Raw genomic sequence first — 11,480 nt, 5'->3', positions numbered from 1 at the left:
CCCACGTCCACGTCCGCCCTCGTCGGTGTCCGCCTCCGCGGAACAGACTCAGCAGCGTTAGAACAGGCTCAGCAGCGCTTCCGCCGGGTCCACCGCCGCCGACTCCCCGTCCGGCAGCGCGAGTTCGAACCACACGGTCTTGCCGCGCGGGGTACGGCGGCTGCCCCAGCCCTGGCTCAGCAGACCGACCAGCTGGAGCCCGCGGCCGCCCTCGTCGGTGTCCCGGGCGCGGCGGCGGCGGGGCTGGGCGAGGTCGGCGTCCCAGACCTCGCAGACCAGGGTGCGGTCCAGCAGCAGCCGCAGCCGGATCTCGCCGTGGCCGTGCCGTAGCGCATTGGTCACCAGCTCGCTGACCAGCAGCTCCGTGGTGTCGACCAGGTCCTGGAGGCCCCAGTCCGTCAGCTGGTCACGGGCGAGTTCGCGGGCGCGGGCCACCGAACGGGCCTCCGGCGCCAGACTCCAGTCGCCCACCGCGTCCTTGGGCAGCCCGTGCACCCGCGCCATCAGCAGCGCGATGTCGTCCTCGCCGTGCGAGGTGTCCATGGCGCTCAGGACCTGGTCGCAGGCGTCCTCCAGCGGACGGTCGGCGCCCGAGAGGGCCGTCCGGAACGCCTGGAGCCCCTCGTCCAGCGGATGGTGGCGGGACTCCACCAGGCCGTCGGTGTAGAGCGCCAGCAGCGCACCGTCCGGCAGCTCGACCTCGATCTCCTCGAACGGTTCGCCGCCGACGCCCAGCGGCATCCCCGGCGGGACGTCGAGCAGCAGCGCGTCCTCGCCGTCCTCGACCAGCACCGGCGGCAGATGCCCGGCGTTGGCGAACGTACAGCGCCGGGTGATCGGGTCGTAGACGGCGTAGACGCAGGTGGCGAGGTAGACCTCGGAGAGGTCGGCGGTGCGGGCGGAGCGCCGCGGCTCCCCCGTGCCCTCGGACCGGCTGCGGGCGGAGCGCGCGCTGGACGACCGGCCCTCGCCGTCGCCGCCGAGCCCGCGGGCGATCTCGTCGAGCGCCGAGAGCACCTCGGCGGGCTCCAGGTCCAGCAGCGCCAGGGTCCGTACCGCGGTGCGCAGTTCTCCCATCGCCACGGCGGCGCGCAGCCCGCGTCCCATGACATCGCCGACGACCAGCGCCGTACGGTGGCCCGGGAGTTCGATGACATCGAACCAGTCGCCGCCGACCTCGGTGGCGGTGGTGCCGGGCAGATAGCGGCAGGCGATGTCCAGACCGGCGGCCTCGGGGTCGCCGGGCGGCAGCAGGCTGCGCTGCAATATGAGTGCGCGTTCGTGCTCACGGCGGTAGAGGCGGGCGTTGTCGATACAGACCGCGGCGCGCGCGGCCAGCTCGACGGCCAGCGCGGTGTCCCGCTCCCCGAACGGCTCGCTGCCCTTCGTACGGGAGAACTGCACCAGTCCGACGACGGTGTCCCTGGCGACCATCGGGACGGCGAGGGTGGAGTGCACCACCGCGCCCAGCTCCGGCCCGTCGTCGCTCTCCCGGCCCGGGATGATCTGGGCGTGGGCGGTCCGCAGGGCGCCCGCGCAGGGGGAGTTGAAGGGGTAGCGGTGGACGGCGCCGACCGCGACCGCGCCCGGTGCGTCGCCGGGGGCGGTGGGGAGCGGGGCGTCCGACACGGCACTGGCGAAGGCGACCCGGCGCAGCTCCGCGCTGCCGTCGCTCATGCCGGGCGGAGCCTCGTCGCCCGACAGCAGGCCCTGGTAGAGGTCCACCGAGGCCAGATCGCAGAACTGCGGTACGGCCACGTCCAGCAGAGTGCGGGCGGTGGTCTCCAGATCCAGGGAGTTGCCTATCCGGGCGCCGGCTTCGTTGAGCAGGGCGAGGTTACGGCGGGCGCTGGCGGCCTCGCGCTCCGCCCGCCGACGGCCGGTCACATCCGCGGCGAGCGCGGCGACACCGATCGGGCGGCCGCTGGCGCCGTGCAGCCGGTAGAGCGACACCGACCAGCGGCGGCGGTCCTCCTCGCCGGGCGCCATGCCGACCAACTGCATTTCGGTGACCGGCTCTCCGGTCTCCAGGACGCGGCGCAGCGCGGCGGTCATCCGCTCGGCCTCGGAGCGCGGCAGGAAGTCGTGCGGACCGCAGCCGCGGTACTTGCTCGCCGGGCCGCCGAAGACCGTGGCGAACCGTTCGTTGACCCGCAGCAGCCGCAGATCCGTGCCGAACAGGGTGAAACCCATGGGAGATTGACCGAAAACGGCCTGCGAGGCGGCGAGGTCGGTCTCGATGCCGCGCAGCGCCCGGACATCGACGACGAGACAGACCGCGGCCCGTTCACCGTTCTCGTCGCGCGAGGGCATCACATAGATCTCGGCGAGCCCGTCGGCGTCCCCGCCCTCTTCCCTGCGGTAGGGCACCAGGCCGGTCCACTCCCGGCCGTCGAGGATCTCGGACACCTTGCGGCGGCTGGTCGCCCGCAACTCACGGGGGACGAAGGCCTCGACGGGGTCCTTGCCGAGGGCGTAGCGGGCGGGGATGCCGAGCATGTGCTCCGCCCGCTCGCTCCACTGGTCGATCCGCCCGTCGGGCCCGAGCGAGAAGGAGGCCACGCGGATGTAGTCATAGATCGACCCGGGCCGGCTGCTCTGCCATATGGGCGGGCCTTGCAGCTCGCGCGCGCGCGGAAGGGCACCTGGTTCACCGGGGCCGTCCGCACCGCCCTGACCATCGGCCTGCGCGGGTTCTGCCCCGCCAGATGACATCTCGCTCACGAGCCCCGTCCCCTCCAGCTCATCGTGCCCGGACCGGACCCGCCTGAGTATCCAGCACCTCGGCTATCCGGAACACGGTCTTCACGATCACAGCACAGTCTCGATCGCAGCCCATCTACAGAATGTCGATGAATTGGCAACGATCAGTACCCCACCTCTCTCCTAACCAGCCACCGAGAGCTCGAACCACACTGTCTTGCCACTCTTTCCGCGACGGGTCCCCCAGCGCCGCGAACTGCATGCGACCAGCTGCAATCCACGGCCCCCCTCGTCGTCGGGAGCGGCGTCGCGCTCCTGCGGCGGATCGGGCAGCGGATCGGAGACCTCGACGAGCAGCCCGTCGGTGTTCAGCAGCACCATACGGACTCCGATCGGCCCGCTGGCGTGACGCAGGGAGTTGGTGACGAGCTCGCTCACGAGTAGTACGGCCATATCGGCGGCGCCGTTCAGCCCCCAGTCGATCAGCACCCGCCGGACCGCCGTGCGGGCCGTGCGCACCGCCCCGGGGTCGGCCGGAAAGCTCCATTCGGCCGTGGGTGCACCGGAGGCCTTGCCGCGCCTGCGGACGTTCCCGGAGCCCGGCTCCGGGACCCCTGCCGCTGCGCTGTCGCTCACGCCGATCACATCCCAGCCCGATGGCATCCCCGTCCCCTTGCCTACACCGAAGGGGTCAATCTGGACATACCCGATATCCATGCCTCAGTACCGCTTGCAACGGTGCACTGTGGCACAAATGAAACATATCGGCGCGCCGGGGTGAGGCAGCCAAGACGGCGGACAGGGATGTGCGCTGAAGGTGTCCGTACGGGCAGGGGGCGCGTACGGACCGGTGCGGACGCCGTACGGGCCGGTGCGGACGCTGTACGGGCCGATGCGGACGCCGTACGGGCCGGTGCGGCGGCTACGGCCGTACGCTCGGCGCCCCGGCCGTCGTCGCCAGCCGGCGCATCGCCTCGGCGACCGCCGGGCGGTCCTGGTCCAGCCAGTCGACCTGGGACTCCTCGCCGGGCAGCAGCCAGCGCAGCTCGTCGTGATCCTGGAGGGGCCGCGGCACCCCGGACACCAGCCGGGCCGTCCACACCTGGAGGACATAGCCGGGCCGCAGCACCCACTCGCCCGGAATCCGCTCCAGGGCGGCCGCCTCGACACCCAGCTCCTCGCGCAGCTCTCGCTCCAGCGCCTGCTCGGGTCTCTCGCCGTCCTCCACCTTGCCGCCGGGCAGCTCCCAGCGGCCGGCCAGCGCGGGCGGTGCGCTGCGCCGTGCGGCCAGCAGCCGCCCGCGCTCGCACACCGCTCCGCCCACCACTACGCGCACGGTCGTCATGCGCGGCAGCCTACGTCCCCCGCCCTCGTCCCGCTTCCCGCCGGCCGTCCCTCAGGTCGTCGCCCGATCGGCCTTTTCGACCACATAAAGCTGCTGGTGGCCCCGCGTTTCGAGCCGGGTGGCCACCCGCTCCGCCTCCGCCCGGGTGGCATAGCGGCCCACGCGATACCGGTTGCCACCTTCGTCCTGGCGGATGACGAGCCAGGGGAGCACCGCTCCACCCTCGGTCATTGCGCCCCTCCGTCCGCCGCGTAGCGCGCCGTCGCACGCCCCTGGTCTGCTGATGCCGAAATCGCAATCCGCATATGCCCGACCCTACGCCCGACCTTCACTCAGCGGATATGGATTTACACAAAGAGGTACCGAACCGGCCACCCGCGGGCCCCCGGCGTACCGGAAGCGGCCCGCGAGTGGCCGGTGGGCCCGAGAGACGCTCGGGCAACGGATGGAGCGGAGCGGGCTCAGGCGCCGACGGGCGCCTTGGCCGCTTCGGTCTCCGCGGCGTCGTCCTCGTCCGCCGCCTGGAGCTCGGCCTCGGCCTGGAGCAGTGTCGGGTTACGCCAGGAGCTGCGCACACCCCAGTAGTAGAAGGCGAGGCCGATCGCCGCGACCACGAGGATGTCCCAGCCCTCCGGCAGATAGCCCTTGCCGCCGAAGTCCTTGCCGCCCATGTACGAGACAGCGGCCATGACCAGCAGATACGCCACCATCCAGGCACCGGCCTTGAGGTGCGGACGCAGCTGGGCCCACGGCTTGCGGCCCTGGGTCAGCGGCTTGCCGATCTCGTACCAGGCCCAGACCGGCAGTCCGACGGCCATGATCAGGATGACCTTGCCGGTGAGCGGCCAGCGGCCCCAGTACAGGACCAGCGAGCCGAAGATCATCGCGATCGGCGCGATGACCGGCATCGCCCGCAGCTGGACCGGGCGCTTGAGGTCCGGGGACAGCCGGCGCAGCGACATCACCGCGACCGGTCCGGTGATGTACGAGATGACCGTGGCGACCGAGACGATCTCGGCGAGCGAGCCCCAGCCGCGGAAGACGGCGAGGAACAGGAAGGCGATCACGAGGTTGAGCAGCAGCGCCGGACGCGGCACACCGGTCTTCTTGTCCACCTTGCCGAAGATGCCGGGCAGATGGCCGTTCTCCTGCACGCCGTGGATCATGCGCGAGGTGGTGGCCGCGTAGATCATGCCCGTACCGGACGGCGACACAAAGGCGTCCGCGTACAGCAGCAGCGCCAGCCAGTTCAGGCCCCAGGCCACCGCGAGGTCGGCGAGCGGCGAGTTGAAGCCGAGACCGGCCCAGCCGCCGCCGGCGGCGAGCTTGTCGCCGGGCACCGCCATCAGGAACGCGACCTGAAGCGCGACATAGATGACCAGCGCGATCACGATCGACCAGACGACGGCCTTCGGGAGCGACTTGCCGGGGTTGCGGGCCTCACCGGCCATGTTCAGCGGGGACTGGAAGCCGTTGTAGGCCCAGACGATGCCGGAGACCGCGACGGCGGTGAAGACCGAGCTCCAGCCGTTCGGCGTGAAGCCGCCGTGGTGGACGATGTTGCTCGTGTCGAAGTGCGCGAACATCAGCGCGCTCGCGGTCAGCACCGGGACGACGACCTTGAAGATCGTGATCGCGGTGTTGGTCTTCGCGAACAGCGAGATCGCAAACCAGTTGAGGAAGAAGTAGAAGATCAGCAGGACGCTGGCGAGCCCGACGCCGGTGCCGGTCAGCTCCTTGCCGTCGTAGAGCGCATGCGTCCAGCCGAAGTCCCAGGAACTCATGTACTGGACGGAGGCGGTGGCCTCACCCGGGATGACCGAGACGATCGCGATCCAGTTCGCCCAGGCCGCGAGGTATCCGGCGAGCGAGCCGTGCGAGTACTGGCCGTAGCGGACCATGCCGCCGGCCTTCGGGAACATCGATCCGAGCTCGGTGTAGGTGAGCGCGATCGTGAGAGCGACGAGCGCTCCGATGATCCAGGCGAGGATCGCGGCCGGGCCGGCGATGGCAGCGGCGCGTTCGGCCCCGAAGAGCCAGCCGGAGCCGATGATGGACCCGAGACCCGTGGCGGTCAGGGCGATGGTCCCGAGGGACCGACGGTAATTCGAGTGCGAGCCCTGCTCCGCGCTCGGGGTCTTCGTCGTGCTCACGTGCTTGGTCTCCTGGTCTTCCCCCGTGCCGTGCACAAACTTCGCCATCGTAAGAGCGAATCGGATGGTCGACTTCCCACAGCTGCCCGAAAATCCCGCCCAGTTGAGGCTGTGTGAGGTTTCCCACGCCAAGATCCAGCCACCATTTGCCCATCAAAGGGGGCAAATGGGACGTCACCCCGAGAACCATGGCCGACCACAGGGCGTCTGGCGCACGCGCGGAGGGATGGGGAGAAGACCGGCCGGCTACTTCACGGGGAGGTGGTACGCGACCCGGTAACGGTCCGCGAGGGTGACCACATCGGCCGTCTCGACGGGCCTGCCGCCCGCGTAATACGTCCGCGAAACGACCAGCACCGCATGCCCCGGCACCCCGCCCAGCGTCATGGCCTCCTCCGCCAGCGCCGGCCGCGCCCCGACCTCCTCGACGACGTTGTCCACCACCACATCGATGGCCGCCATCCGCTCGACCACCCCGCGCCCCGCCAACGGCCCCTCCTCCGGGAGCATCACCGGCGTCCGCCCCGTCACCTCCAGGGGTTCCCAGGAGGTCGAGAGCATCGACGGCTCACCCTCCGCCCGGAAGACATAGCGCGTCCGCATCGCCTTGGCGCCCTGCGGGATGCGCAGCCGGGCCGCGATCACCGGACCGGCCGGCTCCTGCTCGCTGTGGGACTCCCAGGTGCCCCGCACGCGTTCGTCCGTCTGCTCCTGCCGGAACGGCGTACAGCCGCCCGCCGAATGGAATCCGACGCGGGCGATACGGCGCGGGACGGGCTGCTCGCGCACATAGGTGCCCGACCCCGAGCGGCCCTCGACCAGCCCCTCGGCCATCAGGACCTTGCGCGCCTCCAGGGCGACGGTGTCGGAGACGCCGTATTCCTCTCGGATGCGCGCCTGAGAGGGGAGACGGGTGTGCGGCGGCAGCACCCCGTCGACGATCTTCTGGCGCAGGTCGCCGGCGACGCGAAGGTACGCGGGCTGCTCACCGAAAGGCACGTGCCCCTCCCAACAGCTTGACAGTCAGCAACAGCGTGGCAACCGCGTGTTGCCGACCGCAAGCTTGGGCCAGGTATTCACCTGATGTGATGAAACCCAGCTCAGCCCGTGTAAACGAGCGAGAACCGGCACCGGAGGCCCTCACACCCCCACCCCGCGCCACCCCACCCCCTCTTTCCACCCGGTAGCCAACTCCCATGCATGTCACGATCGAAAAGGGAGCACGATCCAAGACGACGCCCGCCACCACACCCGGCAGGCGGAAGACGGCACCCGGACCCGGACCCGGCACCCGGACCCGGAAAAGCGGGACACCGAAGCGCGGGACGCTGGACGCGCAGGACGCGCAGGACGCGCAGGACGCGGAAACGCAGGACGCGGAATCAGGACGGGAAGGAAGGGACCCCATGCCCGCCGAACCCCACCTCTCCCCCATGCCCAGGGACTGGCAGCGGGCGCTCGCCGTCGTCGCCCACCCCGACGACCTCGAATACGGCGCCGCGGCCGCCATCGCCGAATGGACCGACGCCGGACGCGAGGTCAGCTACCTGCTGGTCACCCGCGGTGAGGCGGGCATCGACGGGCTCCCGCCGGCCGAGTCCGCCACGATCCGCGAGGCCGAGCAACGGGCCGGCGCCGCGCTGGTCGGCGTCCACACCGTCGAGTTCCTCGACCAGCATCACGACGGCGTCATCGAGCCCGGCCGGGCGCTGCGCCGCGACCTGTCCGCGGCCATCCGGCGCCACCGCCCCGAGCTGCTGCTCACCCTCAACCACCACGACACCTGGGACGGCGGCCACTGGAACAGCCCGGACCACCGGGTGGTCGGCCGCGCCGTCCTGGACGCGGCGGGCGACGCCGGCAACCGCTGGATCTTCCCCGAGCTCGCCGGCGCGATGGGCCTGGCGCCCTGGAACGGTGTCCGCTGGGTGGCCGTGGCCGGCTCCCCGTACCCCACACACGCCGCCGAGGTCGGCCCCGGCATCGACCGCGCGGTCGCCTCACTGGCGGCCCACGGCGCGTACATCAGAGGCCTGCGCGGCACCGAACAGGACCCACACGCCTACGCCCACACCTTCATCGAGCAGATGCTCCGCGCCGGCGGCGACCGCTACCGGGGCCGCCCGGCCACGCTCTTCCAGCTCTTTCCGCGCTAGGGGTGCCCGCCGGGAGGTGGCCGGTCCGTCTGGCGCCCCCGGGTTCGCCGGAGACCTTCGGCAATGTGCTGCCCACCGCCGATACCGCGGCGATATGCCCCCTCCATAGCGTCTTGTCGTCAACGCAACACCACCACCACGAAGGGACGTTGCGACATGCGCAAGCTCATGGCCGCCACCGCGGCCGCCGGCGCCGTACTCATGATCGGCGCCACCGCGAGCACCGCCACCGCAGCCGCCTCATCCGACCCGTACACCAAGCCCTGGAACGAGAGCGTCGCCGGAGCGCAGAGCTCCGGCACGATGACGACCGTCTGGGGGGACGAGGGCGGCGCGGTGACGGCCAAGGGCAAGCTGACCGTCACCGCCGCGAAGGGCTGTTACACCATCTCGGTCGGTGTCGGTTTCATAGGCAAGCCGAGGGGCCCGCAGATCTGGCACAAGTCCCCGCAGAAGCAGTGCGGTCCCGGCACGCTGGACATCACCGCCACCATCGGCCCCGCCTCGTACTGGGACGGCCCCTGGGTCACCATCTGCAAGGACGGCGACACGAGCCGGGCCTGCAAGTAATGACGCTCCGGCCGGACGGTCCGTCACCGGCCCGCCCGGCCTGAGGAATCGGGGCCCGGGTCCGCCCCGGGCCCTCGGTCCCTCCGGCCGCGCGCCGTAGCGGATGACGTGCAGCCGACCGGGCCGCTTCTGTGGGCCGTCGGTGGCACAGCGGACGCTGCCCGCTTGCGCCTCCCGTCCAGCTCCCCCACCGCGCTGAACAATCGCCCGGGCCAGGACATACGCACGCGTCTCAGCTGACTGAGGGGAACGACCGATGGACGGAGCGGAACATCCAGGTCGCAGGGCTCTGCTCGCCGGCGGGTTTGTCGTCGCCACGGCCGCACTCACGGGGTGCTCGTCGACGCGCTCGGCCCCGGTGCCGGCCGGCGCTTCGCCGCTGGCGCGGCAGGCTTCACCGCAATCGCGGCCGACCACGCCCGCAGCGGCCTTCACGCGGCTGATGGACGGCAACAAGCGCTGGGTGAGCGGGGACCTCCAGCACCCCGACCGTGACCCGGACCGGCGCGAGTTCGTGGCCCAGAAACAGGAGCCCTTCGGGTCGGTCCTCGCGTGCATCGACTCCCGGGTGCCGCCTGAGCTCCTCTTCGACACCGGGCTGGGCGACCTCTACGTGATGCGCACGGGCGGCGAGGCGGTCGGCCCGGTGGTCACGGGTTCCGTGGAGTACGGGCCCCTGACCAGTGGCACACCGCTCATCGTGGTCCTCGGCCACCAGCGTTGCGGCGCCGTCGAGGCGGCCTACAAGTCGCTCCGTGACGACAAACCGCTGCCCGGCAACCTGGAGTCGATCGCCAAGGCCCTGCGCCCGGCCTACCAGGAGACGGTCCGGCAGGGCGGCCCCGACCCGGTCGACCGCATGGCCCGCGCCCAGGTCACCCTGACCGCGGCCGACCTGCGCTCCAACGACGCCCTGGCCCCCCTCGTGAAAAAGGGCAGCCTCGCCGTGATCGGCGCCTACTACTCGCTCGACACCGGCAAGGTCGAAGTCCTGTCCGGCGCGCCGTACTAACCGCCCGGACGGGGCGGACGTGCGTCTGGTGGGGCCGCCCCCGGGTGTGAACGGAGCCGCCCCTTGAAGCTCCCCGCCACGGAGGGCCGCCACCACGTCGACATTGAACACGGAAGGGGCCGGGCTCCGTTGAGCCCGGCCCCTTCCGGCGTGCACATGTACCGGACAGCCTCACGCGCGGAGCGCACCGCTCACACGTTGAAGCGGAACTCCACCACGTCCCCGTCCTGCATCACATAGTCCTTGCCCTCCATGCGGGCCTTTCCGGCTGCGCGGGCCTCGGCTACCGAGCCGGTTTCGACGAGGTCGGCGAAGGAGATGACCTCGGCCTTGATGAAGCCCTTTTGGAAGTCGGTGTGGATGACGCCGGCGGCCTCGGGGGCGGTGGCGCCCTTCTTGATGGTCCAGGCCCGGGTTTCCTTGGGGCCGGCCGTCAGGTAGGTCTGGAGGCCGAGGGTGTTGAAGCCGACGTGCGCGAGGGTGGCCAGGCCGGGCTCCTCCTGGCCGACGGACTGGAGGAGTTCCAGGGCCTCGTCCTCGTCCAGCTCGGCGAGGTCGGCCTCCAGCTTGGCGTTCAGGAAGATCGCCTCGGCCGGCGCGACGAGGGCGCGCTGCTCGTTCTTGAAGTCCTCGTCGGTCAGCTCGTCCTCGTCGACGTTGAAGACGTAGAGGAAGGGCTTGGTGGTGAGGAGGTGGAGGTCGTGCAGCAGCTCCTCGTTGCCGGAGCCCTGGACGATTCCCGCGGCGAAGAGCGTCTCGCCCTTCTCCAGGATCGCCTTGGCCTCCTCGACCGCCTTGACCTTCGGGGCGATGTCCTTCTTGATGCGCGACTCCTTCTGGAGGCGCGGCAGGACCTTCTCGATGGTCTGGAGGTCGGCGAGGATCAGCTCGGTGTTGATCGTCTCGATGTCGCTCTTGGGCGAGATCTTGCCGTCGACGTGGACGACGTTCTCGTCCTTGAAGGCGCGGATGACCTGGCAGATCGCATCGGACTCGCGGATGTTCGCGAGGAACTTGTTGCCCAGGCCCTCACCCTCGGAGGCGCCGCGGACGATGCCCGCGATGTCGACGAAGTCGACGGTGGCCGGGAGGACCTTCTGGGAGGAGAAGATCTCCGCCAGCTTGGCCAGCCGCGGGTCGGGGACGCCGACGACGCCGACATTCGGCTCGATGGTGGCGAACGGGTAGTTGGCCGCCAGCACGTCGTTCTTGGTCAGGGCATTGAACATGGTCGACTTGCCGACATTCGGCAGACCGACGATTCCGATCGTGAGCGACACGTGGCGACTCGACTTCCGAGCGAGAGGTGGTGGGGTGGGCACGGTCCCGGAGGGCCGATCCACCAGTCTACGGGGCGGCCGGGCCCGTGCCGCCGCCACCGGGACCGGCCGCACCCCGCCCGGCCCCCGGGCCCGGGAGATTCGGCCCCGAAGCTCGGCCCAATGCGCGTGTCCCGTAACCGGTTAATCCCACTTAGCGGCCTACCGTTGACGAGTGGAGCAACACGAAGCGCGCACCCCCCAGCACAGCCCGCCGCGGTC

10 protein-coding genes are annotated in these 11,480 nt (G+C 70.9%); 3 read left to right on the top strand and 7 right to left on the bottom strand.

The window, feature by feature from the left end; translation table 11 throughout:
* Positions 1-57: 57 nt before the first annotated feature.
* The 6 genes from M8I34_RS39730 to M8I34_RS39705 all read right to left on the bottom strand — a co-directional run bounded on the left by M8I34_RS39730 (position 58) and on the right by M8I34_RS39705 (position 7,200).
* Positions 58-2,715, bottom strand: a complete 2,658-nt coding sequence (locus M8I34_RS39730) for a SpoIIE family protein phosphatase (RefSeq protein ID WP_250057959.1) — start codon at positions 2,713-2,715, stop codon at positions 58-60.
* Positions 2,716-2,886: 171 nt separating this feature from the next.
* Positions 2,887-3,348 (bottom strand): ATP-binding protein, encoded by a 462-nt coding sequence (locus M8I34_RS39725; RefSeq protein ID WP_244420231.1) that lies wholly within the window; start codon positions 3,346-3,348, stop codon positions 2,887-2,889.
* A 277-nt stretch (positions 3,349-3,625) separates the two neighbouring features.
* A complete protein-coding gene (locus tag M8I34_RS39720; protein ID WP_030085736.1) occupies positions 3,626-4,048 on the bottom strand; it encodes a (deoxy)nucleoside triphosphate pyrophosphohydrolase in 423 nt (140 codons plus the stop codon).
* A 51-nt stretch (positions 4,049-4,099) separates the two neighbouring features.
* Positions 4,100-4,279, bottom strand: a complete 180-nt coding sequence (locus M8I34_RS39715; protein ID WP_030085734.1) for an SPOR domain-containing protein — start codon at positions 4,277-4,279, stop codon at positions 4,100-4,102.
* Positions 4,280-4,509: 230 nt separating this feature from the next.
* Positions 4,510-6,249 carry an APC family permease gene (locus M8I34_RS39710; protein ID WP_250057957.1) on the bottom strand — a complete coding sequence of 580 codons (1,740 nt, stop codon included), beginning with the start codon at positions 6,247-6,249 and terminating at the stop codon, positions 4,510-4,512.
* 198 nt (positions 6,250-6,447) lie between these two features.
* A complete protein-coding gene (locus M8I34_RS39705) occupies positions 6,448-7,200 on the bottom strand; it encodes a GntR family transcriptional regulator (RefSeq protein ID WP_244418878.1) in 753 nt (250 codons plus the stop codon).
* Between the two features lie 407 nt (positions 7,201-7,607).
* On the opposite strand from M8I34_RS39705, the gene M8I34_RS39700 reads away from it, so the two are divergent.
* The 3 genes from M8I34_RS39700 (at position 7,608) to M8I34_RS39690 (ending at position 9,939) form a co-directional block, all read left to right on the top strand.
* A complete protein-coding gene (locus tag M8I34_RS39700) occupies positions 7,608-8,357 on the top strand; it encodes a PIG-L deacetylase family protein (protein ID WP_250057956.1) in 750 nt (249 codons plus the stop codon).
* 156 nt (positions 8,358-8,513) lie between these two features.
* On the top strand, positions 8,514-8,927 hold the full coding sequence (locus M8I34_RS39695) for a hypothetical protein (protein ID WP_250057955.1): 414 nt from the start codon (positions 8,514-8,516) through the stop codon (positions 8,925-8,927).
* Between the two features lie 442 nt (positions 8,928-9,369).
* Positions 9,370-9,939 carry a carbonic anhydrase gene (locus M8I34_RS39690; RefSeq protein ID WP_250057954.1) on the top strand — a complete coding sequence of 190 codons (570 nt, stop codon included), beginning with the start codon at positions 9,370-9,372 and terminating at the stop codon, positions 9,937-9,939.
* A gap of 191 nt (positions 9,940-10,130) precedes the next feature.
* Here the strand turns inward: M8I34_RS39690 and ychF are convergent, their stop codons facing one another.
* Entirely contained in the window at positions 10,131-11,219 is a 1,089-nt protein-coding gene (gene ychF / locus M8I34_RS39685) for a redox-regulated ATPase YchF (protein ID WP_244418882.1), read from the bottom strand.
* Between the last annotated feature and the right edge of the window lie 261 nt (positions 11,220-11,480).

The sequence above is a fragment of the Streptomyces sp. MCA2 genome, from assembly GCF_023544705.1.
GTDB lineage: Bacteria > Actinomycetota > Actinomycetes > Streptomycetales > Streptomycetaceae > Streptomyces > Streptomyces decoyicus.
This window is presented reverse-complemented; position numbering and strand designations above follow the sequence as displayed.

What these genes read in the sequence shown, in the direction of transcription:
- M8I34_RS39710 (WP_250057957.1), bottom strand. Translation starts at nt 6,249, where the DNA reads ATGGCGAAGTTTGTGCACGGCACGGGGGAAGACCAGGAGACCAAGCAC.
- M8I34_RS39715 (WP_030085734.1), bottom strand. Translation starts at nt 4,279, where the DNA reads ATGACCGAGGGTGGAGCGGTGCTCCCCTGGCTCGTCATCCGCCAGGAC.
- M8I34_RS39700 (WP_250057956.1), top strand. Translation starts at nt 7,608, where the DNA reads ATGCCCGCCGAACCCCACCTCTCCCCCATGCCCAGGGACTGGCAGCGG.
- M8I34_RS39695 (WP_250057955.1), top strand. Translation starts at nt 8,514, where the DNA reads ATGCGCAAGCTCATGGCCGCCACCGCGGCCGCCGGCGCCGTACTCATG.
- M8I34_RS39690 (WP_250057954.1), top strand. Translation starts at nt 9,370, where the DNA reads ATGGACGGCAACAAGCGCTGGGTGAGCGGGGACCTCCAGCACCCCGAC.
- M8I34_RS39720 (WP_030085736.1), bottom strand. Translation starts at nt 4,048, where the DNA reads ATGACGACCGTGCGCGTAGTGGTGGGCGGAGCGGTGTGCGAGCGCGGG.
- M8I34_RS39730 (WP_250057959.1), bottom strand. Translation starts at nt 2,715, where the DNA reads ATGTCATCTGGCGGGGCAGAACCCGCGCAGGCCGATGGTCAGGGCGGT.